Annotated in this window: 28 protein-coding genes and 1 pseudogene; 20 read left to right on the plus strand and 9 right to left on the minus strand. The window is 34.6% G+C overall.

Annotated features, from left to right (window positions below; all coding sequences use genetic code 11):
- The first annotated feature begins 75 nt into the window (after window positions 1-75).
- From ABL518_RS03170 to tsaB, 3 genes are all read left to right on the plus strand, one after another.
- Window positions 76-1,065 carry a ribonucleotide-diphosphate reductase subunit beta gene (locus ABL518_RS03170; protein WP_010082277.1) on the plus strand — a complete coding sequence of 330 codons (990 nt, stop codon included), beginning with the start codon at window positions 76-78 and terminating at the stop codon, window positions 1,063-1,065.
- A gap of 128 nt (window positions 1,066-1,193) precedes the next feature.
- Window positions 1,194-2,324, plus strand: a complete 1,131-nt coding sequence (locus tag ABL518_RS03175; RefSeq protein WP_006280118.1) for a cation:dicarboxylate symporter family transporter — start codon at window positions 1,194-1,196, stop codon at window positions 2,322-2,324.
- Complete coding sequence (gene tsaB, locus ABL518_RS03180; protein WP_010082278.1) at window positions 2,324-2,899, plus strand: tRNA (adenosine(37)-N6)-threonylcarbamoyltransferase complex dimerization subunit type 1 TsaB; 576 nt, start codon at window positions 2,324-2,326, stop codon at window positions 2,897-2,899. The genes ABL518_RS03175 and tsaB overlap by 1 nt, the downstream gene beginning before the upstream one ends.
- On the opposite strand, the gene ABL518_RS03185 is transcribed toward tsaB, so the two are convergent.
- Window positions 2,894-3,517, minus strand: a complete 624-nt coding sequence (locus ABL518_RS03185; protein WP_010082279.1) for an AAA family ATPase — start codon at window positions 3,515-3,517, stop codon at window positions 2,894-2,896. The genes tsaB and ABL518_RS03185 overlap by 6 nt on opposite strands.
- Window positions 3,518-3,797: 280 nt before the next feature.
- Between ABL518_RS03185 and ABL518_RS03190 the strand changes: the two genes are divergently transcribed.
- From ABL518_RS03190 to ABL518_RS03220, 8 genes and pseudogenes are all read left to right on the plus strand, one after another.
- Window positions 3,798-4,508: a class II aldolase/adducin family protein gene (locus ABL518_RS03190; RefSeq protein ID WP_010082280.1), complete on the plus strand. Its 711-nt coding sequence runs from the start codon at window positions 3,798-3,800 to the stop codon at window positions 4,506-4,508.
- 105 nt (window positions 4,509-4,613) lie between these two features.
- A complete protein-coding gene (locus tag ABL518_RS03195) occupies window positions 4,614-4,748 on the plus strand; it encodes an IS3 family transposase (protein ID WP_007548354.1) in 135 nt (44 codons plus the stop codon).
- Window positions 4,748-4,879, plus strand: coding sequence for a hypothetical protein (locus ABL518_RS03200; protein WP_255322265.1), 132 nt, complete (start codon window positions 4,748-4,750; stop codon window positions 4,877-4,879). The genes ABL518_RS03195 and ABL518_RS03200 overlap by 1 nt, the downstream gene beginning before the upstream one ends.
- Window positions 4,880-4,938: 59 nt before the next feature.
- Window positions 4,939-5,085, plus strand: coding sequence for an IS3 family transposase (locus ABL518_RS03205; RefSeq protein ID WP_080717648.1), 147 nt, complete (start codon window positions 4,939-4,941; stop codon window positions 5,083-5,085).
- Between the two features lie 240 nt (window positions 5,086-5,325).
- Window positions 5,326-5,511 (plus strand): DDE-type integrase/transposase/recombinase, encoded by a 186-nt coding sequence (locus ABL518_RS06555; protein ID WP_338062968.1) that lies wholly within the window; start codon window positions 5,326-5,328, stop codon window positions 5,509-5,511.
- A 256-nt stretch (window positions 5,512-5,767) separates the two neighbouring features.
- Entirely contained in the window at window positions 5,768-7,099 is a 1,332-nt protein-coding gene (gene rmuC / locus ABL518_RS03210; protein ID WP_038199773.1) for a DNA recombination protein RmuC, read from the plus strand.
- Window positions 7,100-7,217: 118 nt separating this feature from the next.
- Window positions 7,218-8,546 (plus strand): IS4-like element ISWen1 family transposase, encoded by a 1,329-nt coding sequence (locus ABL518_RS03215; RefSeq protein WP_010962373.1) that lies wholly within the window; start codon window positions 7,218-7,220, stop codon window positions 8,544-8,546.
- 80 nt (window positions 8,547-8,626) lie between these two features.
- A pseudogene (locus ABL518_RS03220) lies at window positions 8,627-8,821 on the plus strand (IS256 family transposase); the annotation flags it as partial.
- 759 nt (window positions 8,822-9,580) lie between these two features.
- Here ABL518_RS03220 and ABL518_RS03225 read toward each other — a convergent pair.
- A complete protein-coding gene (locus ABL518_RS03225; RefSeq protein WP_010962676.1) occupies window positions 9,581-10,753 on the minus strand; it encodes an NADH-quinone oxidoreductase subunit D in 1,173 nt (390 codons plus the stop codon).
- 275 nt (window positions 10,754-11,028) lie between these two features.
- Here ABL518_RS03225 and ABL518_RS03230 point away from each other — a divergent pair, with 275 nt between their 5' ends.
- The 5 genes from ABL518_RS03230 (at window position 11,029) to folD (ending at window position 15,289) form a co-directional block, all read left to right on the plus strand.
- Window positions 11,029-12,207: an acetylornithine transaminase gene (locus ABL518_RS03230; RefSeq protein ID WP_010082291.1), complete on the plus strand. Its 1,179-nt coding sequence runs from the start codon at window positions 11,029-11,031 to the stop codon at window positions 12,205-12,207.
- A gap of 88 nt (window positions 12,208-12,295) precedes the next feature.
- Window positions 12,296-13,579, plus strand: a complete 1,284-nt coding sequence (locus ABL518_RS03235; protein WP_010082292.1) for an HlyC/CorC family transporter — start codon at window positions 12,296-12,298, stop codon at window positions 13,577-13,579.
- 13 nt (window positions 13,580-13,592) lie between these two features.
- The gene (locus ABL518_RS03240) at window positions 13,593-13,859 is read left to right on the plus strand and encodes a DUF2312 domain-containing protein (protein WP_010082293.1); all 267 of its coding nucleotides are present in this window, start codon (window positions 13,593-13,595) and stop codon (window positions 13,857-13,859) included.
- On the plus strand, window positions 13,852-14,427 hold the full coding sequence (locus tag ABL518_RS03245) for a UbiX family flavin prenyltransferase (protein WP_010082294.1): 576 nt from the start codon (window positions 13,852-13,854) through the stop codon (window positions 14,425-14,427). Before ABL518_RS03240 ends, ABL518_RS03245 begins: the two co-directional genes overlap by 8 nt.
- A complete protein-coding gene (gene folD / locus ABL518_RS03250) occupies window positions 14,411-15,289 on the plus strand; it encodes a bifunctional methylenetetrahydrofolate dehydrogenase/methenyltetrahydrofolate cyclohydrolase FolD (RefSeq protein WP_010082295.1) in 879 nt (292 codons plus the stop codon). Before ABL518_RS03245 ends, folD begins: the two co-directional genes overlap by 17 nt.
- A 523-nt stretch (window positions 15,290-15,812) precedes the next feature.
- Here the strand turns inward: folD and ABL518_RS03255 are convergent.
- The 4 genes from ABL518_RS03255 to ABL518_RS03260 all read right to left on the minus strand — a co-directional run bounded on the left by ABL518_RS03255 (window position 15,813) and on the right by ABL518_RS03260 (window position 16,872).
- Window positions 15,813-15,977, minus strand: coding sequence for an IS3 family transposase (locus ABL518_RS03255; protein WP_080717620.1), 165 nt, complete (start codon window positions 15,975-15,977; stop codon window positions 15,813-15,815).
- A complete protein-coding gene (locus ABL518_RS06560) occupies window positions 15,967-16,131 on the minus strand; it encodes a DDE-type integrase/transposase/recombinase (RefSeq protein WP_156768648.1) in 165 nt (54 codons plus the stop codon). Before ABL518_RS06560 ends, ABL518_RS03255 begins: the two co-directional genes overlap by 11 nt.
- Before the next feature lie 84 nt (window positions 16,132-16,215).
- On the minus strand, window positions 16,216-16,557 hold the full coding sequence (locus ABL518_RS06565; RefSeq protein ID WP_095866567.1) for an IS3 family transposase: 342 nt from the start codon (window positions 16,555-16,557) through the stop codon (window positions 16,216-16,218).
- Between the two features lie 51 nt (window positions 16,558-16,608).
- The gene (locus tag ABL518_RS03260; RefSeq protein WP_010082296.1) at window positions 16,609-16,872 is read right to left on the minus strand and encodes a transposase; all 264 of its coding nucleotides are present in this window, start codon (window positions 16,870-16,872) and stop codon (window positions 16,609-16,611) included.
- A gap of 270 nt (window positions 16,873-17,142) precedes the next feature.
- Here ABL518_RS03260 and ABL518_RS03265 point away from each other — a divergent pair, with 270 nt between their 5' ends.
- Both ABL518_RS03265 and fsa read left to right on the plus strand, forming a co-directional pair.
- Window positions 17,143-17,484, plus strand: coding sequence for a hypothetical protein (locus ABL518_RS03265; protein WP_010082297.1), 342 nt, complete (start codon window positions 17,143-17,145; stop codon window positions 17,482-17,484).
- A 39-nt stretch (window positions 17,485-17,523) separates the two neighbouring features.
- Window positions 17,524-18,165, plus strand: a complete 642-nt coding sequence (gene fsa, locus ABL518_RS03270; RefSeq protein WP_010082298.1) for a fructose-6-phosphate aldolase — start codon at window positions 17,524-17,526, stop codon at window positions 18,163-18,165.
- A 333-nt stretch (window positions 18,166-18,498) separates the two neighbouring features.
- Here fsa and ABL518_RS03275 read toward each other — a convergent pair.
- Window positions 18,499-19,331 (minus strand): IS5-like element ISWpi1 family transposase gene (locus ABL518_RS03275; protein WP_095742620.1). Its coding sequence is split into 2 segments (ribosomal slippage): window positions 18,499-18,962 and window positions 18,962-19,331, totalling 834 coding nucleotides; the frame shifts between segments, so codons are not numbered across the junction.
- 151 nt (window positions 19,332-19,482) lie between these two features.
- Here ABL518_RS03275 and ABL518_RS03280 point away from each other — a divergent pair.
- Window positions 19,483-21,474: a hypothetical protein gene (locus ABL518_RS03280; protein ID WP_348994397.1), complete on the plus strand. Its 1,992-nt coding sequence runs from the start codon at window positions 19,483-19,485 to the stop codon at window positions 21,472-21,474.
- Between the two features lie 702 nt (window positions 21,475-22,176).
- On the opposite strand, the gene ABL518_RS03285 is transcribed toward ABL518_RS03280, so the two are convergent.
- On the minus strand, window positions 22,177-22,716 hold the full coding sequence (locus ABL518_RS03285; RefSeq protein WP_010082266.1) for a pyrimidine dimer DNA glycosylase/endonuclease V: 540 nt from the start codon (window positions 22,714-22,716) through the stop codon (window positions 22,177-22,179).
- A complete protein-coding gene (locus ABL518_RS03290) occupies window positions 22,717-23,613 on the minus strand; it encodes an Rpn family recombination-promoting nuclease/putative transposase (RefSeq protein WP_010082267.1) in 897 nt (298 codons plus the stop codon).
- 113 nt (window positions 23,614-23,726) lie between these two features.
- Between ABL518_RS03290 and ABL518_RS03295 the strand changes: the two genes are divergently transcribed.
- Window positions 23,727-24,647, plus strand: a complete 921-nt coding sequence (locus ABL518_RS03295; protein WP_010082268.1) for a helix-turn-helix domain-containing protein — start codon at window positions 23,727-23,729, stop codon at window positions 24,645-24,647.
- The last annotated feature ends 162 nt before the right edge of the window (window positions 24,648-24,809 follow it).

The raw sequence follows: 24,809 nt of genomic DNA on the forward strand, positions 1-24,809 counted from the left end.
TTTCAAAAAAGTTAAATTGACTGATTCTCAATATCACTTAATATAATATTTACTTTAGAAAATAATAGGTGTCTTATGTCATTGTTAGAAGCAGATCCAATATACAAACCTTTTAATTACCCTTGGGCGTATGATGCGTGGCTGCAGCAACAAAGAATCCATTGGATACCTGAAGAAGTTCCGCTCGCTGATGACGTGAAGGATTGGAAAACTAAACTTTCAAGTGTAGAAAAAAATCTACTAACCCAGATCTTTAGATTTTTTACTCAGGCAGACATTGAAGTAAATAACTGCTACATGAGGCATTATTCAAATATATTTAAGCCAACAGAAATATGCATGATGCTTGCAAGCTTTTCCAATATGGAAACCATACACATTGCAGCTTATTCTTATCTTTTAGACACAATTGGCATGCCAGAAAGTGAGTATCAAGCATTTTTAAAGTATGATGCTATGAGAAAGAAATATGAATATATGTTGGAATTCGAGGAAAGCAAAAAACACGATAAAAAACATGTAGCTAAAACTCTAGCAGTGTTTGGTGCATTCACTGAAGGGTTGCAGTTATTTGCATCATTTGCAATTTTGCTCAATTTCCAACGTTTTGGAAAAATGAAAGGAATGGGGCAGATAATCGCCTGGTCAGCCCGTGATGAAACTTTGCACACCAATTCAATTATCATGTTATTTAATACATTTATTAAAGAGAATAATGAAATTTGGGACAACGAGTTTAAAGAGGAATTATATTCTGCATGTCGCACCATCGTTGAACTTGAGGACGAATTCATAAAGCTTGCCTTTGATTTAGGAGATGTTGAAGGACTATCCGCAGAAGAAGTGCGCAATTACATACGCTACGTAGCAAACAGACGGTTAATGCAATTAGGTCTTGAGTCCATATATGATGTCAATGATAATCCTACTCCGTGGCTTGATGAAATACTAAATGGCGTTGAACATACGAATTTCTTTGAAAATAGAGTAACAGAGTATAGCCGCGCAGCAACTCAAGGCACGTGGGAAGAAGCTTTTACTGAAAATGACACGAATAATAAGTGAATGCTAATTTCACTCTTTTTTGTCATTCCACTTTCATTACACCATTTGCTGTGCAGTTTAGACAGTTTTGCTTTACTTAACAACTAACTTACCATATATATGTCCATAGGACATTGGTATATAAGAACGTGCTACAACTATTAATCTTACTCACGGTCATCACTTCAGCTGCATTCTTTGGTCATTTAGTTCCAATGGAAGTAAAAACCTTCTTGTACTCAACGAGCCTTAGTATAAAAGAGGTTTTGCTATTTATAATGCCTTTTATTATTTTTGCGTTAATCTTTAGCAGTGTTAACAATCTTAAGCAGTCAGCTATAAAGTTCATATTGTTACTTATTATAATGATCTTCTTATCGAATCTGGCTTCAAGTTTAATAGCTTATTCTGTTGGGCATTTTATCATACAAAACACTTATTCAATACAAGATATAACGTATGAAGAAACAATTGTTCCCTTATGGTCGTTTAGACTGCCTGCATTGCTTTCTAATTTTTATGCCCTTGCTTGTGGATTTGTGTCCAGCATAGTAGTGTCCACACTGCTACCCAAAAAAAGCAGAGAGCTTTCGAACAAAATGTTAGATTTAACTCTCTTTATTTTGAAGACGTTTTTGACGCCGATTATTCCAATATTTGTACTTGGGCTTGCTTTAAAAATGCAGCATGATCAAGTTTTATCTATAATATTTAAGGATTACTCAATAATTTTCATTATTATAGCATCTGCAACCTACCTTTATGTTTTCCTCTTATATGGAGCAGCAAATTCATTCAAGATCACAAGCTGGATAGCTAGTATAGGCAATATGATACCGGCATTTATTACTGCAATGAGCACAATGTCTAGTAATGCAACTATGCCGCTTACTCTTGAAGGAAGCAAAAAAAATGTAAAGCAACCTGACATAGCATCGTCTGTTGTGCCAATAACTGCTAGCTTTCATTTAGTAGGTGATTGCTTTTTTATTATAATATTATCAATGATAATTGCCTCCGGTTATTCATTGTGCACAACAGACTATGTAACTTTCCTTCTCTATTTTTTGTTATTTAAGTTTGCTATCGTGGCAGTTCCGGCAGGAGGAATTATGGTAATGCTACCTATTCTTGAGAAATACCTCAAATTTTCTCCAGAAATGCTTTCGTTAATCACAGCACTGTATATAGTGTTTGATCCAATAATCACTTCAGCAAACGTTATGGGTAATGGTGCCTTTGCTATAATGTTTACAAAACTCTATGATAAGCTTAAGTAATGTCTATTTTAGCGATTGATACTGTAGGTATTGGTAGTTCAATAGCAATAGTTGATTATGATGGTAGCTGTTTTGTAGAGCACAATTCCGCCAGCAACAATCATGCAGAATCATTTTTTCAAATTCTGAATACTTTGTTTGATAAGCACAACTATAATTATGATAAAATAGATCATTTAGTGGTAGTAGTTGGACCAGGAAGTTTCACTAGAATTAGAGTTGGTATATCAGCTGCACAAGGTATAAATCTTGCTACAAATAAGCCATTATACGGAGTTAGTGCGCTGGAAGTTCAAGCCTACGCAATATCTTTGCTTTGTACGAATAACAAAAAAAATATCAGAGCTATAGTCAAAAATGCTCAAGGGTTTTATACGCAGTTATTTGATTTCAATTTATTGCCACTATCTGCACCTGGATCCCAGTGTCACGCTACAAGCAGTACACATATGGATTGCAATTTAAATGCTAGCCATGCAGGGCTATTAGTCCGTGATAGATTAGAGAACAAGCAAAAATTAAATGAAGTTGAAGCTCTATATTTAAATGAGCCTCAGTATATGAAATCATTATAGACTATTCTTTCGCGTACATGCAATGTTACTAAGCTTGTGCATCTGGTTTACTATCTCTTGAGCTACTTCTTTTATACTCATATCTGAATTTTCTATCTCTATGGCACTTGGTGGTATAAATAAATCGTCAGTCCTAAATTTCTCTACAATGCTATTTAGATTAATCACCTTCCTATTTTTTCTTTGCCTTTTTAATGCAATACGCTTTTGTAATGTCGGTAGATCACACCTAAGTACCACAGGAAGGATTTCTGTGTTCATTTTTTTACTAAGCCTTACTATTGAATCATACATCCTCATGTTCTGGTCATTATTTTCCATCAACTCATCAATAAATATGTAATTTTTTGAGTGAATCGGATAATTTTCTATTACCTGAAGCATAATTTGCATAATGCCATATATTCTATCTTGAACTTCTTTAGGTATTTGATCACGTTCAAAGACACCATCGTATATAGAGCAAGCTTGAACATTGTTATAGAACTTACTATTTACAATTAATGCGTTTATCATATTAGATAATTCTATTGCTGTGGAAAGTTTACCACTTCCCGAAAGACCAGAGAGATATATGAAAAATCCTGCTGGCTGTTTTTTTGTGTTAATATTTACCATATTATTTTCAATCTTGAAACTTACATTTATAATAACATAAAAATGAAGCTTTAAAACATATGAAATATTATATAGAAAATTACTTTTGTAGTTAAGATATTATGTAATTTAAAAACATAAATTCTGTATATAAACTCTATAATAACGATAACTATTTTTAAGCAAGCTACAACACAAAAGTGTTTGGTATTCAGAAAGCAAGACAGAGTGGCATAGACTTATTAGTTTACTACAAGTCTCTTTTCGCGTATAAACCTTCAGAAGATTCTAACAGAGGATTGTGTTGTTAACAAAGAGCAGAGTAAAAAGGGATCTAGTCTATGCCTATCAGATTTTGTCCTACCTTAAGTTCGATGATCACACATATACTCACCTTTCAGTGCGTTCTGAAGATCAAAAGTCGTTTTATATTTATCCGTTTGGTATGCGTTTTGATGAAGTAGATGAACGTTCGTTAATGAAAGTATCATTTGATGGAGATGTAATTGAAGGCAAAGAATATCAATATAATAGAACTGGCTATATAATTCATGGTTTTGTTTATCAAGCAAGGAAAGATATTCAAGCAATTTTTCACTTGCATACACCTTCTATTGTAGCGGTTTCTTCTCTCAAAGATGGGCTGCTTCCTATAAGTCAATGGGCACTGCACTTTTACAATAAAATCTCTTACCATAATTATAATTCCCTAGCACTTAGCGATACAGAAGGAAAGAGGTTAATAGCTGATCTGAAAGAAAATTTTGTCATGTTAATGCGTAATCATGGATCTATAACGTGTGGTCGGACTATACAAGAAGCAATGTTTTACTCGTATCATTTAGAACAAGCGTGCAAAACTCAATGTTTAACGTTAGCAATGAATAAGGAGTTATCAATTCCAAGTGAAGAAATTTGCTCAAAAGCTGTAAAGGATCTCCTATCTTTTGAAAGCAATCTTGGTGAGAGGGATTGGCACGCATGGGTTAGACTAATTAAAAGTAAGTTGTAAGAGACTTTCGCACTACTATCTGTCATCCAAGTAGTGACCTTACCCAGAAAAAGTAGAGAGAAAGTTAAGACGTTTTTGGAGTAAAATAAAACGTTTTTTCAAAATATGACAAATAGAAGAGAATATACAGCAGAATTCAAATTAGAAGCTGTTAAGCTGGTTAAAGAAACAGGTCAAGCAAGTACAAAAATAGCAAAAGATCTAGGTATAGATGGCAGTATGTTAAGTAAGAAAATATAATGGAAAAATGTCTGGAGCATACGCATTTCCAGGCAAAGGCTCCTTATGACAAAGAAAGATTTGATCTAAAAAAAGAGCTAATAAGAGAAAGAGACATCTTAAAAAAAGCCCTGGGCAAAGAAAAAGAGTAAAGTATTCTTTTATATAGAAATTGCTATAAAACACAGGAACTATGTAGGGTTTTGTACTGGTGGTATGGGTTGCTAAGGAAAAAAGCAGTAAAGAATTAGCAAAAGAAGGGCTTCTAGCAGATATTCAAAAAATACATCAAGCTTCTAAATGCAGATATGGAGCCCCTAAAATTCACGCTGAATTAAAAGCTTTAGGCAAAAATTAAAACAGTACAAAGTGTTATGCAAGAAAATGGCATTAAAGCCAAGTTTAGACGAAGGTTCAAAAATAAAAAACAGCAAATAAGCAACCGAGTTGTGGCTCCGAACACATTGGATCAAAATTTTACTACTGATCAGCCAAATAAAGTTTGGGATTACCTACATAAAAACTAAAGAAGGTTGTTGGCGGCAATAATTGACCTATATTCACGCATGGTGGTTAATGAGTAACATGATAATTAGTTATAGATTCTTTATTGATGGCCGTTGATAAACGCAAACCCGATAAAAATCTGCTGTTACATAGCGATCAAGGGTCACAGTATACCTCTCAAAATTACCAATTTCTATTGAATACAAAAAACATCATTTCCAGCATGAGCCATAAGGGCTGTTGTTACGATAACTCTGTTGCAGAAAAGTTCACTTAAAAGGGAGCTGCTTATTGATACTTCTCGCTCAACAAACCAGAACTGCCATATTTGAATACATAGAAATCTTTTATAACAAATAACGTAGACATTCTACTATTGACTATTGCATTCCTGCACAATTTATTCTCATGATAAAAACGTCTTAACTTTCTCTCTACTTTTTCTGGGTAAGGTCACCTCTTTAGGTGCTCCTTTTTTCTTTCTTATACACACAAAAATCATATAGAATTGTAAATACAGCTTTTTTATTCTGATGCTTTTCAATTCTATAGCTCTGGTTGTCTCTCTATTACTATTTTTCTACATTATCGTAAAAAAACTGAGCGAAAAGAAAGCAAACCTTGAGGGTAATTTATGTAAATTAGAGCAAGAACTTCAAGAAACAAAGCAAACTTTGCTTACGAAGAATGAAGAAATAGTTGATTTAAGGGTCAAAAAAGCAGAACTTGAAGTAACTCTGCAAAAAGAACGTGAGGAAAAGAAAAAGGAAATAGAATTACTAACAAAAGCAGAGGAGAGATTAACAAACACTTTTAAAGCGCTCTCTCTTGATGCTTTGCAGACAAATAACAATAATTTTCTGAACTTAGCAAAGGAAGTAATCGATAGTAAATTAAAAGAAACGGAAAGCGATTTCAAAAAAAGACAAGCAACGATCAACGAAGTTGTAACTCCAATAAAAGAAAAATTAGAAAAATTTGATAATGAAATACGCGAGCTGGAAAAAGAGAGGGTAGGGGCCTATGAAGGTTTAAAGGAGCAAATTGGAGCGCTGATGAACCAAACTTCCAGCCTTGCTAATGCCTTGAGAAAGCCTCACATCAGAGGAAAGTGGGGTGAAATGCAACTCAAAAGGGTGGTAGAAATGGCGGGAATGATTGAATATTGCGATTTTTTTACTCAGCCGTCAGTGGTTGATAAAAACGAGGATAATTTATTGCGTCCTGATTTAATAATCAAAATGCCATCTGGAAAGCAAATAATAATAGATGCTAAAGTGCCGCTTGATTCTTACATGGATGCTATATCACAAAATGATTTGCAAATACAAAAGGAGAAATTAAAGAATCATTCCCTGGCAATAAAAAAACACATAAATGATTTGGGTAAAAAAGAGTATTGGAATCAATTTGAAAATACGCCAGAACTTGTGGTGCTTTTCTTAACAGGGGAGGGGGTTTTTAGCGCAGCACTGGAATATGAGCCTGCTTTGATAGAGATTGGAGTGGAAAAAAAAGTGATCATTGCAACACCGATCACTCTAATTGCGTTGCTGAGAGCAATAGCGTATGGATGGAAGCAAGAGATGATAGCTGAAAACGCAAAGAAAATCAGTGAACTAGGTCATATTTTATATGAGCGCATTTGCACAATGGGTGAAAACTTTGATAATTTGCGCAGGAGCTTAAAAAGTGCTGTTGATCATTATAATAAAACTGCTGGCTCTCTTGAAGCAAGGGTGTTTCCTGCTGCTCGAGAATTCAATAAGCTTGGTATACATGCAAAAAATAAAAGTTTAAGTGCTGCAAAGGAATTAGAGTCTTTACCACGCAGTTTACATACTGAGGAGCTGAAAGTAGATTAGGCATCTTAACAGGGAATGTTCAAAAAAGCATACGCGTCAAGTTAAGGAAATAAAGGTATGAAAGAGATAGAATAATAAGGTATAAGTTCTCCCAGAAATACTTTTAGTGAGAGAACCAATGAATAAAATAACTAGCTTATCAAAAAAGCTCAAAGAATTTTTTAATGAAAAAGCAGACAAAATCTCAATTACAACAAGGTTTATAAAAAGAAAGAGAAAGCTAAAAGGTTCATCGTTCGTAAAAGCCATGGTCTTGGGTAATATAGGGGTTGATAATTGTAGCGTAGAAACAATGTGTCAATTACTAAACGAGGACTCGATAGATATAACAAAACAAGGTTTGGATTTTAGATTTACTGAAGAAGCAGTGGAATTTATGAAAAGGATGTATAATGAATCTGTGCTTCTCTTCAAAAATATCTTGCAAGTTGATTGCAAAATCTTACAGCAATTTAATAGTGTTAAATTATTGGACAGTAGCTATATTACTCTACCTAACAGTATGGAAGAGATGTATAAAGGTTATGGTACTAGCTACAGTGGCTATGAAAGCAATACTAAGTCTGGAATAAAGTTACAATTAGTTTTCGACTACATGAATCAGATAATAGACCAACTTAATTTAACGGAGGGAGTAAGATCAGACCAGGGATATAGGAAACATTTAAGTAATATATTAAGCAATGATTTGCTAATATCTGATCTCGGTTATTTTGTGCCAAGTTCTTTTAAACAAATCAATGAAATAGGAGCTTATTTCATAAGTCGTTATAAATCCGATACCAACATATATGATGTAGAAACAAATCAAAAAATGGAGTTATTAGAATGTTTAGAGGATAAGTTATTTTTAGAAAACGAGGTATTGTTAGGAAAAGAAGCAAAAATTAGAGTAAGAATTATATGTCAGAAACTAACTGAAGAACAGTCTATGGCCAGAAGAAGGAAAGCTAATAGATTAGCAAGATCGCAGGGATATACATCCTCTAAAAGAAATCAAAAATTGTTGAACTGGTCAATATTTATAACTAATGTTCCAGAAAATAAAATTAGTGCTGAGCAAGTATTAACGATTTACAGAGTAAGGTGGCAAATTGAGTTATTATTTAAATTGTATAAAAGCCATATCAGACTTGATAAGCTAAAAGGAAAGCCATGCAGAGTATTATGTGAACTATATGCTAAATTGTGCGCAATTCTTATATTTCACGGCATAGTTGGTTGCACAGAAGTGAAAAAGAATACAGAACTTAGCTTAACAAAGGCATTTATTGAGCTAAAAAGGCGGGTTATAGAGTTATTTTTAGCACTAAAGAATAAAGTTAATAGTTTGAAAGTTTTTCTTAAAAAGCTTACCATAACTTGGTCTCGATTTTCATTAAAAGACAAGTACAGAAAAACTAGAGTATCTACCTTAACTTCCCTGAATTTACTTACAATCTCTTAACTTGACGCGTATGGTTCAAAAAAGTGTGTCAAACCGAAAAAAAAGTAATAAATTGATATAAAAAAAATGGAGGTTTGACAATGAGTCAGAAAATAGTAAACAGAACTACCGGTTTGGTAGATTACAAAGAACTGGAAGCAAATATACTGTCATCAATAAGGGAAGGCAGACCATTAACAGGAAGGGATGGAGCATTTACACCATTTATAAAAAAGCTGCTGGAGGCAAGTTTGGAAGGTGAAATAGAAAATCACTTATTAGCTGAAAGTGAAGAGAGGGTTTGGTTGGAAGAAGTGGAGTAGCGAATGGATATACAAAACGCTGGGTCTATATTCAGACTATAGAATAAGGTATTACAAACCGAAAGCATCACCAGCACAATATGTTATAAACTTTGGTAAAGAATCTGCTAGGAAAGCGTAGTGCGGATGCTGCGTTTGACGAGGCGGGAGCTGGAAACGTTAACATGGGAATTTGGATTGAGGCCTATTGTGAAAACAATGGATCAGCCACCAAACCCTAAAGTAGGCGCGCCAGTTCTTGACCCTACATATTTTTTTGAAGGTTAAATCCAGCTTAGGGTCGAGAAACTTAGATAAAGCCATAGCCAAAGTGTTTAAAATATTAATAATTATACACACAATTATTCAACCATATTTTTGAAGATAGCTATGCCGCCGCGGTATCTCTTAGCCGCTAACAAGTAGCGGGATGACGATTGTTGGTAAATCTAAGTCAGTTTAGCTATAGGCAGCAATTTTCTGTATTTATTTTAAATTGAAGGAAGCTCAAATGAAAGATCATGTTTTGCTAAAAATCACAGAATGCAGTCTAACAGTGAACGGTTACGCTTTTGATCAAAAATGTTGTATAGTACACAATCAATTTTTCTGGATCCAAGTAGTCAAGGCACTGCCTTTGTGTTTGAGGCAAAATCGGCTATAACACTTAACATACTGCCTTTGCAAACAAATGTTCGTACAGTTATGTGTCAGCTACTTGCATGACGCCATTGCCTGAACGGGTACCAATGATTACCTATCAATCTCACCAAAAACTATATCGAGTGAGCCAATAATTGCTGCAACGTCAGCAAGCATGTGTCCTTTTGCCATAAAGTCTAAGGCTTGTAAATGCGCAAAGCCAGGTGCTCTTATTCGGCACCTATAAGGTCTATTGGTACCATCTGAAACTATATACACTCCAAACTCACCTTTTGGTGCCTCAACAACTGCGTAAGCCTCACCTTCTGGTACGTGATATCCTTCTGAATAGAGCTTAAAATGGTGAATCAGAGCTTCCATAGATTTTTTCATCTCTGCTCTTGACGGTGGAGAAATTTTTCTATCTTCAGTTTTTATTTGCCCTTCAGGCATTTTCTCTATGCACTGCTTCACCAAACTGATAGATTGCCTAATCTCTGCCATTCTAACTAGATAACGGTCATAACAGTCGCCATTTTGGCCGATCGGTATATCAAAATCTAGTTGATCATATATCTCATATGGCTGGCTTTTTCGCAAATCCCAAGCAAGCCCAGCAGCGCGCAACATTGGGCCACTAAAGCCCCAATCAAGTGCCTGTTTAATTGATATTTCACTAATTCCTACAGTGCGTTGCTTCCATATCCTATTTTCTGTTAAAAGTTCATCAACATCGTCTATATATTTTGGAAATTGCTCTATAAACTTTGCAATATCCTCAATCAAATCTTCTGGAACATCTGCTGCAATTCCACCTGGCCTGATGTAAGCTGCGTGAAACCTTGCACCTGAAGCTCTTTCGTAAAATTCCAGTATTTTTTCTCTTTCTTCAAAGAGCCATAAAAGAGGGGTCATTGCTCCAACATCAAGTGCTTGAGAAGAAACGTTCAGTAAATGATTTAGTATTCTCGTCAGTTCACAAAACAAGACACGTAAATACTTTGCCCTAATTGGCACTTCACATTGCAACAATTTCTCCACACAAAGTGAATATGCATGCTCTTGTGACATTGGTGATACGTAATCAAGGCGATCAAAATAAGGCAAAGCTTGAAGATACGTTTTATGTTCTATTAATTTTTCAGTACCGCGGTGCAAAAGCCCAATATGGGGATCTGCCCTCTCGATCACTTCACCATCCATCTCTAAAACAAGACGCAACACTCCATGTGCAGCTGGGTGCTGAGGTCCAAAATTTAACATCATTGTCTTTAGATCGGGCATGTCCAGTAGTTTAAGATATTAAAATTGTATAGGCTAAAGTGCGCTCAAAGTCAATAAACTTCTTGCATAGGCTACAACTATCATTCAATAGAAACAAAAACTTTTACAATGGCTAATAAGTGTTGATAAAACCAAGTCACTTTAGCTATAGAATGACAAAAAAGGTTTGCATTAGCCAAATTTTTAGTTGAAGTAGCATAAGAGGTTAAAGGAAAAGCTTTGTGTTAATGGATTCATTTCAGGTATAGTATAGATAATACCACAATACTTATAAAATGGATCATGTTGTTAATGCGTATAATAGACTTGACACTCCTATAGTCAGGGGAGAAGGGGCATATCTTTTTGATAAAGATGGTAAAAAATATTTAGATTTTGCTGCAGGTATTTCTACAACTTCTTTAGGGCATTGTCATCCATACATTACAGATAAGCTGAAAGAGCAATCGAGCTCATTATGGCACTGCTCTAACATTTTCACTATTCCCGAGCAAGAAAGGCTTGCCGAGCGTTTAACAACCCTTACTTTTGCAGATAAAGTTTTTTTCTGCTCAAGTGGGCTTGAAGCAACAGAAGCTGCAATTAAGTTTATTCGTCGTTACTTTTATTCAAAAGGGCAAGCAAAACGTAATCGTATTATTACAATTGAAGGAGGCTTTCATGGCCGCAGTATTGCTGCAATTTCTGCTGGAGGCAATGAAAAATCACGCGAAGGTTTTGCTCCGCTCCTTTCTGGTTTTGATAAAGTGCCAAGAAATGACATTAAAGCATTAGAAGGAAAAATCAACAATGAAATAGCTGCTGTATTTTTAGAGCCCATACAAAGCGAAGGTGGAGTATATCCACTAGACGTAGAATATCTTCAAAAAGTAAGGGAAATAACAAAAGCTCAAGGAATAATTTTGTGCTTTGATGAAGTGCAGTGCGGATATGGACGCATCGGTTCTTTATTTCATTATCAAAATGTCGGCATTGAACCTGATATGCTAACCTGTGCGAAGGCTATGGGTAACGGTTTTCCTGTAGCTGCATGTTTAGTGAAAGATTATATAGCAGAAGCAATTACTCCAGGAACTCATGGATCAACCTATGGTGGCAATCCACTTGCCATGACTGTTGGTAATGCAGTGCTCGATATAATGCTAAAAGAAGGCTTTTTTGATCATGTTAAAAGAATTAGTAAATATTTAAAAGAAAAGCTGTTGCTTTTAGCTAAAGAATTTCCTGAGATGATTTTAGAAGTTCGTGGAGAAGGGTTACTAATGGGAATAGAACTAGCAACTCTTGTAGCTGATAAAATTATTAGTCGATCTCTTGATAAAGGTTTAATAATAACTAGGGTTTTAAACAACAAAGTAGTAAGGGTAACCCCACCACTTATCATTGAGGATGAGCATGTGAACGCAGCGTGTAATATGCTTTATGATTTGTTTTTTAAGATTAAAGGTATATAAAATTCGGCAATATAAATTCAGGCTTGCAAATGCCTCTCATAACATGTAAAATTAATTTTATTTTTTATCACAATAACATCGTACTTTAATGGATTGGTTATTGGTCTTAGTATCATCAGCAATTTTTGTTTTGTTAGTTTTATCGTTTTTGTTCTCAGGAGCAGAAATAGGCTTAACCTCAATTAGCCGTTCTCGAGTTAATAAGCTAAAGCTAGACGGTAACAAAAAAGCCGGGGTAATAGATCGCTTATTAAATAGGAAAGAATTGACAATAGGAACGGTATTGCTCGGCAATACAATTATTAATATTACTTGCTCTGCTTTATTTACAGCAATATTTATCAATCTTTTTGGAAATGAGGGCATTCTCCTATCAACAATTATAATGACATTTTGTATTTTATTGTTCTGCGAAGTTCTACCAAAAACTTATGCTATTCAAAATCCTGAAAAATTTGCATCATTTTCTGCTTATTTTGTATTGTTTTTTGTAAAGATTTTTTCTCCATTGACACTAGGTATTCAATTTATTGTTAACCTCATCCTAAAATTATGTGGGCTGCATAAAGATAAGGAAGTGATATCTGCAGCAGATGCAATGCGTAATATGATTACTCTTCACCGCAGTGAAGGAACTATGTTGCAACAGGATTTAGATATGCTAAGCAGCATACTTGATTTGGCTGAGACAGAGATATCACAAATTATGACCCATAGAAGAAACCTATTTTCTCTTGATATAGATCGGAATAAAGAAGAGTTAATAAGAGAGATTTTAACCAGCAGTCACAGTAGAGTACCTTTATGGCAGAAGGAACCAGATAACATTGTAGGTGTAATTCACGTGAAAGCTCTAATAAATGCTTTGCGTGAAAAGAATAATAAAGCGGAAGAAGTTGACATTACCCAAGTTATGTCAAGGCCTTGGTTCATACCAGAAAGTACACCGCTCAGCGTGCAACTTCACAACTTCCGTAAGAACAGGAAACACCTTGCATTTGTTATTGATGAGTATGGAGCACTGCAGGGAATTGTAACTCTTGAGGATATACTGGAAGAAATAGTTGGAGAAATTTCGGATGAACATGATTTGATTACGGAGAATTTTATAAAGAAAATATCTGATAATATGTATCACATAGAAGGAAAATCTACTATTAGGGACATTAACAGGCAGTTATACTGGAATCTCCCTGATGAAGAAGCTACAACTCTAGCAGGTATGATTGTGAATGAAATAGAGCGCATTCCTGACGAAGGCGAGGAGTTTTCCATGTATGGTTTTCGCTTTAAGATTTTAAAAAAAGATAAAAATATTATTACTGTTGTTGAAGTGCAAGTAAAAATTGGTAATATTAGTGGCAGCAATTAATTAGTGGAGTTTCATGGAAGATACAGTAAAAATAACGGCTGAAGAGTTGAAGGGTTACATAGAGAGAATCGAAAAACTTGAACAAGAAAAGAGGGATGTGCAAGATCACATTCGTGATGTATATGCAAAAGCCGCAGATGAAGGTTGGGATATAAAAGTGATGAAACAAATTATTAGGCTGAGGAAGATGGATGATGATGACAGAGAGGAACAAGAAATATTGCTTGATACCTATAAACGTGCATTGGGAATGAGCTACGAAGAAGAGTTAAGTGAATAGCAGAATTGTAATTGGAATAAGTGGAGCATCTGGTTCTATTTACGGTGTGCGTATTTTAGAAGCGTTGAAAGACGTCGATTATGAAACTCATTTAGTGATAAGTCGTGCTGGGAAAGTAACTTTAGCTCACGAGATTAAAGAAAAACTTGAAGATATTACATCACTTGCAGATTTTTACTATTCTGAAGAAAAGATTGGAGAAAAAATAGCAAGCGGCTCATTTAAAACCTCAGGGATGATTGTAGCACCATGCTCTATGAAGACAATGTCTGAAATCGCATCAGGTGTTACTTCCAATCTATTGACAAGGGCTGCAGATGTAACGCTAAAAGAAAGAAGAAAGTTAGTTCTTATGGTGCGAGAGTCACCACTGCATCTTGGGCATTTACAAAATATGTTAAAATTAACGGAGATGGGAGCAATTATTGCTCCACCAGTGCCTGCTTTTTATATTAAACCGAAATCGTTGGATGATATTATTAATCATTCTGTTGGCAAAGTATTGGATTTATTTGATATCAAATTACCCGACTTTAAGGAGTGGCAAGGAAGTGACAATTATTATTGATGGTAAAAAAATAGCAAACGACCTATGTGAGAGGCTATCACAAAAAATTGATATTTTAAAGAGAGAGTATAACATTTTTCCTTGCCTGAAAGTAATTCTCATAGGTAGCAATCCAGCAAGTCAGGTTTATGTTCGCAACAAACAGAAAAAAGCAGAATCAATAGGCATAAGTTCTGAGACCATTGTTTTGCCTAATAATATTTTAGAAGATGAATTAATTGAAAAAATCAATGAATTAAATGAAGATCCATCTGTGCATGGCATTTTAGTGCAATTGCCTTTACCAAATCATATTAGTGCAAGCAGAGTAATTAATACAGTAAGTGTTGAAAAAGATGTAGATGGCTTTCATGATGAAAACGTTGGCAAATTAGTTAAAGGTGAAAAAAACTGCCTTATACCTTGCACTCCTAAAGGTTCTTTGCATTTAATTAAGTCAATTGAAGAGAACCTTTCCGGTAAAAACGCAGTGGTAATTGGTAGGTCAAATATCGTGGGCAAGCCAATGTTTTACCTGCTATTGCAAGAAAACTGCACTGTCACCATCTTGCATTCACAAAGCAAGGATTTAGCTGAATATTGCTCTAAAGCGGATATAGTAGTTGCAGCAGTCGGAAAGCCAAATTTTGTTCAAGCAGACTGGATAAAGAAAGGTGCAATAGTGATCGATGTTGGCATAAATAGCGTTAACGTAGGAAAGCTTGTAGGTGATGTTGACTTTGAAGGAATAAAAGGGAAAGCCAAAGCTATGACCCCAGTACCCGGGGGCGTTGGCCCAATGACCATTGCATTTCTAATGATGAACACTGTTATTGCTGCTTGCTTGCAAAAGGGAGTTGATGCTTCTGATTTCATTAGTTGAGGTATGAAGAGGAAAGCTATATGAAGATAGAATGTACCATATCACAATTAATAAAAAATTGAGATTTTTGAAATTCCTCAGTAGTCAAATTTATTAAATATTTAGGATCATCATCTATTCTTTTTTCTCTACAAGTATAGCTAAAGTGGCTTAGGTTTACCTACAATTTGAAAAACAACAAATTCGTCATTCCGCTACTCGTTAGCGGAATCTATGCTGAGATACCGCGGCGGTATGACGTAGGGAAACCTTTCTTGGGTTAGCTATAGTTAGTGGAATTGCAAAGTTTCTAGGCATAAAAAGCTTTGAACCTAATATATGAGCCAAACTTGATTTTCCAACCGTAGATACACCTGTAATAAAAATAATAGTCTTCATTTTGTGAATTTACTTGCTATATGAACTATCGGAGAAATTTTTTTATAGTTTATAGTATCTGACCTTACCCAGAAAAAGTGGAGAGAAAGTTTGGAATGTTTTTCACAAAGAGAATGATGAATCAAAATGCTCAGGAATGCAATAGTTAATAGTGACGTTGTTTGTTATAAAAAATTTCTATATATTCAAATATAGCAGTTTTGATATGCTGTTTAGAGTGCCGAGAGGTGTCTATTGGTAACTCCCTTTTTAGAGAACTGAAGAAGCTTTCCACAACAGAATTGTCGTAACAACAACCTTTATAACTCATCTATGTTTTTTATGGATAAGAGATATTGATAACCTTGCGAAGTATATTGTGAACCTTGATCACTATGTAATAGTAGATTTTTGGCAGGTTTACGCTTGTTAACGGCCATTAATAAAGAGTCCATAACCAATTGTTTATTTATTGAACTGCTCATTAACTACCATGCGTGAATATAGATCGATTATTGTTGCCAAATATAGCCATCCTTCTTTGGTTTTTATATAAGTAATCCCATACTTTATTTGGTTGATCGACAATAAAGTTTTGGTCTAATATATTGGGAGCTACTGTCCGTTTGTTGTTTCTTAATTTTAAATTTTCTTCTCAATATAGCCTGAATACCATTTTTCTGCATAATACTTTGCACTGTTTTTAAGTTGCAACTTTTACCCAAAGCCTTCAATTCAGCATGAATTTTAGGAGCTCCATATCTACATTTAGAAGCTTGATATATTTTTTGAATATCTGCTAATAACTCTTTATTTGCTGATTCTCTACTGCTTATTTTCCTTGTAGTCCACTTATAGTAGCCACTAGCAGAAAACCCTACATAATTCCTGCACTTTATAGTGTTTACTATGCTCTTTTATGAAAAAATATTTTACTCTTTTTGACTGGCCAGGGCTTTTTTTTAAATGTCTCTTTCCCTTGTTACTCTTGCTAACTCTCTTTGTAAATCAAACCTCTCTTTGTCGTAAGGAGCCATGTTACCTCTACCTGGAAATGCATTTGCCGCTGACTTTTTTTCGTTATATTTCTTCATCCATTTTCCTAATACACTATCCCTTATTCCTAGATCTCTTGCTACTTTTGCAACTGGTTGACCTACCTTTCTTTGTTCATTTGCCAGCTTAACAGCTTCCAATTTGAATTCTGCCGTATATTCTCTTACCATTTCTAATCCTCCAAAATTTTATTTTACCCGAAAAAACTCCTTTCTTTCTCTCCACTTTTTCTGGGTAAGGTCAATATACCAGTGCCGAAAATAGTTGACAAAGATTGTGTATACTTATTACAATTGTTTGGGTACCAGAAGTTTTTACGGCAACAAAGTATGCACTAACTATAAGTAAGGAAGACTTTAAGCAGGCAATAAAAAAAATGAAGTAACGTTTAAAAGAGATTGAAGGAGAGAAGAAAAAGGTAAAAGGGAATACGGCAGAAAATGAATCTTATTACAAATAGCATAAAGGGCTTTTATTCTAGTGTTAAATCGGACCTAGATTGGCAAGCCAAACGTAGTCTTATTAGAACATTAGTAAAAGAAGTCAACATTGATCTTGATAAAGTAGATGTAGTATTTAAGATCAAAGAACTTGAAAACCCCGCCCAGAATGGACAAAATCAAAAGATGGTACATTGTCTAAGGGGTCTGGGCACTGGGATGACATCTTTTTTCTTGGTACAAATTACTCTTATGTCTCAATATTTGTACAGTTGTGTTATCGGCTGTTTGATGTTTACAACGCAGAAAGTTCATAAGGTTGTAAGTCAAGCGGTAGGATGACAAGATTTTGCAAGGGTATTTTTTTTATAGGAGATTAATATGGAAATTTTTCTTGATAGCGTTGATTTAAATGAAATTAAAGGACTAAAGGAGTTCATTGGCGGCATAACAACTAATCCTTCTTTAATAGCAAAGTCCGGGCGTAAAGATAAATACGAGGATTTAGTGCGTGAAATATGCTCTATTATAAAAGGGCCTGTTAGTGTTGAAGTTGTTGCAGATAGCCATGAAGAGATGATCACAGAAGGTCTGAATTTAGCAAAAATTGCTGATAATGTTGTGATCAAATTACCTCTTACACATGAAGGATTAATTTCTTGTAAAAAGTTATGGACAGAGCATAAAATACCTGTTAACATCACATTATGTTTTTCTCCTGGACAAGCACTGCTTGCCGCTAAGGTCGGTGCTTGTTTTATTTCCCCCTTTGTTGGTCGCCTTGATGATATAAGCTATGATGGCTTATCGCTAATAGAAGATATATGTACTATATATTCTAATTACGGTTTTGATACTAAAGTTCTTGTTGCATCAGTGAGAAGCCCAGCGCATGTAATAGAAGCTGCAAGGCTTGGTGCTGATTCAATTACTGTGCCAGCAAAAGTACTTAGACAATTAATTCATCACCCACTTACTGACCAAGGGCTAGCAATATTTGAAAAAGACTGGGGTGTAAAATAATAGACGGTTACAAATGAACATAAAAATTGGCGTATCCGTTCAGGCAATGGCGTCAACTTAAGAGCCTTCATTAGCAAACTCTCCTAAAGACATGATGGCGTTTGCTACCTTATTGCGGCTGCCCTGGTCGAATTTTAACTTTATAGCTAACCCAAGAAAGGTTTCCCTACATCATACCGCCGCGGCGCTAACGAGTAGCGGAATGACGAATTTGTTGTTTTTCAAATTGTAGGTAAACCTAAAGCTATAGAAAAAAAGAAGAACCAGTTTCTTAGTTCTTCATTGACATAATCCACTTCATATGCCTTAGAGGTTGTCCGGAAACAAGTAAATTCAAGCATATTCCCTCTTTAACATAACCCTACTCATAGCTAGGTATATGAAATTCTCAGTGGATGTTGTGAGTAAATCATACTCCTTCGATAGCCTTCTATTCCTATTAACCCAAGCAAAAGTCCTTTCTACAACCCATCTTCTTGGCTGTACTTTAAACCCTTGTTCTCTTGTTGGTAGTAGCTCAGGTGGCGTATCTTTGTGCACCCAAAATCTACATGGAGGCCTTTTAACAATTTCAATATCTATGTCATATTCTTCCTTTATGTGATTCTTTAAATTTCTTCCTTGGTATCCCATGTCAGCCCACATTTTTTTAACTTTAGTATATTTTGTTCTCATATTGTTTAATGCTATTTTAATACCATCTCTATCATTTTCGTTAGCAGCGCCTACGTAACAACCTAGTATAAAACCCTGAGTGTCTGTAATTATATGCCTTTTTCTACCCTTTACTTTTTTACTTCCATCATAGCCTTTGATCCCCCCTTTTCTGTAGTCTTTACAGATTGACTATCTACTATACAGGCACTCGGCTGCTCATTCCTTCCTATTTTTCTTCTACTATATTTTGTAATTTCATAATTCATTTTCTCAAAAATTCCCTGCTTCTTCCATTGCCTGAACTGCTCATACACAGTCTTCGATAGCGGAAAATCATTTGGTAAATACCGCCATTGACACCCTGTACGCAATACATAGAAAATTGCTTCTAATATTTCTTTTTTGCTATACTTTGGCAGCCTTCCTCCTTTCTTGTATGATACTCTGAAGTGTTTTTCTATTCTTGCCCATTCCCTTTCGCTTAGATCTGTTGGATACTTTTTTCTCATCTTTACCCCGTACTAAAATTTCAGATATTATAGCCTTTTACTTGTTTCCGGACAACCTCTAAGGACTGATAAAGAGAATAACCAAGCAGCCAGAAACGTTTATGATCAAATCAAAAAATCTAAAACTAATGAAGATAAATTAAGTAATTTATTGAACTTTAAAAAACAGCTAAAAGCTTTCCTAAAAAATCAAGATGATTGTAGTATTGTGTTAAATGCGATTGACTCTGCAAGTGTTATCCCTGTTATTGAAGTTAATGGTGTGCATCCAAAAGATAGTGAGATCAAAAAGTTAAAAAAAGCTCAACCTCTCACCTCTAACAGACAAGACTTTGAAGAAGCTCTAGGATACATAGAATCACAAGAAAAAGTTATGGGGATTACATTAGAGGAAATTATGGAATACAAGCAACACTCTGTTAAGATTTTTCTACTGAACCGTGTTCATTCATGCAAAAATGGGCATTCTCAATTGCATCCTGATGTAAAAGAAGCTATAGCAATATTATCAAATGATAAGCTGAGAGCTTTCTACGATGAAGAAGTAAAGAAGAAGACGCTACAACCAATATTGTCCTACAAAGAATGTGAACAATTATATGATAAAATTAACTATGAAAAAAATGAATCTCGTATTATAATCGAAAGAGAAGAACTTGGAGAGAATGTTAGGAGGGTAATGGGAGTGAAGCGCTTTACGAATGAAAGCAGTAGAGAAGATCAGAAAAATGGTACTAGTCCAACAGGAACTTCTACAAATTATAGACAAGAGCAAGTTGCCTCTAGTGGTGATAGAACACTTTCTAACCTAGTTACCACTGGTGAGAATTATACTAGTAATGCAGATCTGAGTGATGAATTGAACGTAAGTGAAGTAACTAAAATTGTTGAACGAATGGAGCTATTATCCAATAGTTTAAAAAAAATCCAAGAAATTGTGGAAAAGCTGGGTAATACTACACTAAGTGAAGAAGTGATAGTTCATGAGAGACATTTCAAAAAGTTTATGGATTTTGTAGGAGAAATTCTCGTAGATATTGGTACAAGATTACCACAAAGTGATTCTAAAAGCATGTATCTTGAACAAAAATTGAAGGGATTTGAAAAGATGAATGAATCCTTAGATAACAGTGTTCAAGAGTTAGAGAAAAAAGTAGATAAACTTGAAAAAGAGAATAAAGATTTTCTAGCAGAAAATGATGAACTTAAGGAAAAACTTGCTACAGCGAAAGAAGAAAAGGAATTGCTATTTAATAAAAAAGAAAAGATGCAGGAAGTTATAAATGGGCTGAATGAGAGCAATCAACGATTAATGCAAAAAATAAATGGGTTAGAAGATGATTATGAGTATTTGTTAGGAGCGGAAAAGACAAAAAGAGAAACCGAAGATTTGTGTATACAAGTGGAGGATGCAGATATACCGGAAGGAAAAGCTGAGTTATGTAAAGACTATGAAATTAAACTAGTAAAGCTGGAACAAGAGATAGATGCAAAAGGGAAACAATGTAAAGACTATGAAATTAAACTAGTAAAGCTGGAACAAGAGATAGATGCAAAAGGGAAACAATGTGAGGAATTGCTATTAGAAAATAGTATATTACGAGGAAATATAGAACGATTAAAGGAAGAGAATAAACGATTAGAAGGCATTGAAGAAAGCTTTAGTATCGATCCCTCACATTTTTGCTCTGTAAAAAATTTGCATGATGAGCTTATTCTAGCTAATGAACAGCCGGAAAATATTGATATATCAATCCAGGATGAGATGGATTCAAAAGTTGCCACTGAGTCTGTGGGTGTTAATGTAAAACAAGGTTATAGTAAAAGGACTAGCAACCTATCTCGAGTCTCTGAACAAAGTTCAGCAGTAAAATCTCAATTCTCAGAAGCAAGAGCTCAGAGTAGAAAGCAAATAATTTATGCCTCTGCTTCTCTTATATTATCTGGAGTATTTGCTGTTGGCACAAGTTTAACAATGTCTCATTTAGGAATATCTATTTCACTTGCTTTGACTGCATTAACTTTCCTTACATTGGGATGTTATTGTTCATATAAGGCAAGTACAACGCTTAGGAATATTGAACTTGATCGAACTTTTAAAATGGCTGATCATGAAGCTGTTTTTATGGTTCCCAGCTTATAACTATGTGGAAAAATATATTGTTTTACTCACCCCAAGAAAAGAGATAATGGGAAAGATAAAAAGGTCTATCAGTTCTCGGTGCGGCAGATTAATTTCTGACGGTGATATAGAGCATTACTTATTTCTCTAGAGAATAGGGAATTGGCGAATAGAGTTCTAGGTGTAGAAGGAGATATAGATGAAGAAAAGACCAGATTTAGTAGAAAAATATAAGGGCTTCTTTGTAAATGATAGTAAGGGAACAGCAAAGTAGTTATATTAAGGGACTGGTTTTATGTTCTGAACTCAGATTTTCGTTAGGTTATAAAAGAAGTAATATCGAGACCTTACTTTGAAATTCCAGATTATCAGAGTACTTTGCTCTTCTGAAGTGAGTGATGTTGGAATACCTCTGGATCGCAGTACTAATAACCAAAATTAAAGAGTAAATAGTTTATAATTTAAGTATTTATAATAGAGAAATTAGCATGTATCTAAATTTGAGCAGCAAATACCTTGAAATTACCATCAATTCAGTAAAATTGAAGAGTTTTAATGGTTTAATCATGTAAAGTATTCAATAAACTGCCGTTTTTAAATTTTATCAGACTCAGTTAAAAGAGTGGAGATTTTAATGATTTACCTCAAATCTAATTAAGAGTTAAAGTGAGAAGATGTTTTAGTTTTTATGCACCTTCCTCTCTACTAATTAAGGCGTTCTTTTTATTTGCGGCTTTTCAGACGTACGATTCTGCTTAGCAACCAATCCGGTACTTCTCTACCCTTTTCCCACTTAGCAAACCTCATCTTTTCTTTTAGGTAGTACTCTCTGTAAGCTTTTACTGAATGACTAGACTTATATTGATCTGGTAACGCCTGTACAAAAGGCTTTATATCGGTTGATTGAAAAACAAGCAAATTCTTATTACTATCACACCAATCTATAACTTCTTCTGATCTATGTTTTCTTTTATATCGCCAAGTATACTCTTTGCACAGCTCCCTTCCGTATTTTATTAACCAGAAAAAGTTCCCTTTGGATTGTCTAGCCCATAGAGAACAAGGGTGGTTTTTGTGAGTAAGTTTATATGGAACTTCTATATTCTGGTCTGTGATGCTGACTAAAGGATTTGGCACTTTTAATGCTATTGAAAAAACATTACTCAGTAACTGAGCAGTTTCTAATAGCATTTTTACTATATGCTTATCACATAACATTTTTGCCGCAATCTCTGGGTTTTCATCTAGTACAAAGATGTTCATCTAAACATCCAAAGAGCTTAAGTCTTTAATTTCATTAGCTGTAAGACCAGTAGTTTGAGCTATGATATCAATAGAAACTCCTGCTTTAAGTAGATTCTTTGCAACTTCAATTTCCCTCTCTTTTCTGCCTTTTTCATGTCCGATGAGGATGCCTTTTGCAGTAGCATCATCGAGTTTTTGAGCAAGGATAGCCTTTTCATCAAGAATACGTTTTATTTCCTGTTCATAAGCGATAAATTCTTTTTCAGACCAGTTGAATCTATTTAGTTCTTCATATGCTCTTTTGATTATTAGATCACTTCCTATTATTCTTTCTAGCTCTTCTTCACTAGTTTCATCTGCATATCTAAAGAAGTAGACCCATTTCTCAACAATACTTGAAAGCTGATCTTCTTTGGTTTTTGGAAATTTAGGCAACTCAATAAATATAAAGTAAAAATCTTTTAGATCATGTTCATTAGTATCTTCATCGCGAATAGTATGCTTTGATTTGTACTCGGACTTATCAGGAAATAGGATACAATCTGCTATAGCAATAAAGATAATTTCCTTAAGATCATGATATTGATCACCTTTATCAGCCTGTCTTGAGTAAGTCTTAGCAGCATAGTATTGGGCACGTTTTTCAAAGCCCTTAGTTTTAGCGACCTGCATCTCGCAAACGTACTGAACACCTGAAGAATCTCTACAGAGGACATCAACAATACTTTGTTTTTTAGAGGCAATATCAGGATCTTGAATAGTACTTAAAAACTCTATATCCTGTATTGCGTTTTTGCCAGTAAAGCTCAGAATATCATTGAGGAAATGAATGAGGATATCTTTATTCTTTTCAGTACCAAAGATACGCCGAAACGCAACATCATTTTTTGGATCGAGAAACTTCGAAAGAGCCATGAGAAAGTAAGATAAAAAGAACTAATAATTATACACAATTGTGAAGAAAGATTCAACTAAAATGCAAACATTTTGTATATCTTTATTTGATAGTATTAACCTGTATAATATTTATGGCAAATATCTCGATAAGGTACAAAATAGCACAAAAAGTAAGGAGCTGGAGGTTAAAGCGAGGTTATACTCAAAAAGATTTAGCGGGAAAAATCGGCGTAACATATCAAATAGTACTACAATATGAAAAAGGAACACGAAAAATTTCGATTGAGAAATTGTACGCTATAGCGGAAGCATTGTCAGTAAGTATTGTGGATCTCATTCCTGTATCAAATGAGAAAATCTATCTTGAAAATAAAGAAGAAGAGATACTAAATTTAATAAGAGAATATAAAAAGATTAGCGGTCAGGAGTTACGTAAGGTATTTTGCTTATTAACCAAATTTGCCCGAGTTGGTGAAGAAAATAGTAAAAAAACAGAGAGAATAAAAATTGCAAAGGGTCTAGTTAAAGAAGGAATTTCTATCGATATTGTCTCGAAAACAATAGGTCTCTCTGCTGATGAGTGTGTTGAAGAAAAGGTTGGTTCTATATACTGCAAAATAGGAAAGAAGATAAAAGAGTGGAGGATAGTGAGAGGGTATACTCAAAAAGATTTAGCAGAGAAAATGAGTACAACACGTGACGAAATAAGCAACTATGAACAAGGACGTGTGGCTATTCCACTGGAAAAATTGTATGCAATAGCGGAAACATTATCGATTAATATCATGGACCTACTTGAACTAACAGAGGATGCAGATGATAAAGTGGAAAATGAATTACCGAATTTAATTGAAGAATACAAAGAAATTGAGAGTCAAGAATTACGGTATGTGCTAATAAAATCTCTGCTTGAAGGCATACAAATTTACGAAGAGAAAGTGAAAAGAGCAGAAAAGATGAAAATTGCAAAAGATTTAGTTAAAAAAGGAATTTCTACCGATATTATTTTGCAAATAACAGGCCTCTCTTTGGACGAAATTCAACAAGTTTAAAATAAAAAATCATTATACATTAATATCTTCACTTTTTGATGAAAAAATAAGTAAAAAAGATTTAAAAATTGATTTGACTTCACGCAAAAGCTATGGCTTTATGCCAATGCTGATAAGAAAACAGCAGTAAATATCTAAAAAAAGTTTGTTGTTAGTGAAGGG

It is taken from the genome of Wolbachia endosymbiont of Drosophila willistoni, from assembly GCF_040084705.1.
Lineage (GTDB): Bacteria > Pseudomonadota > Alphaproteobacteria > Rickettsiales > Anaplasmataceae > Wolbachia > Wolbachia pipientis.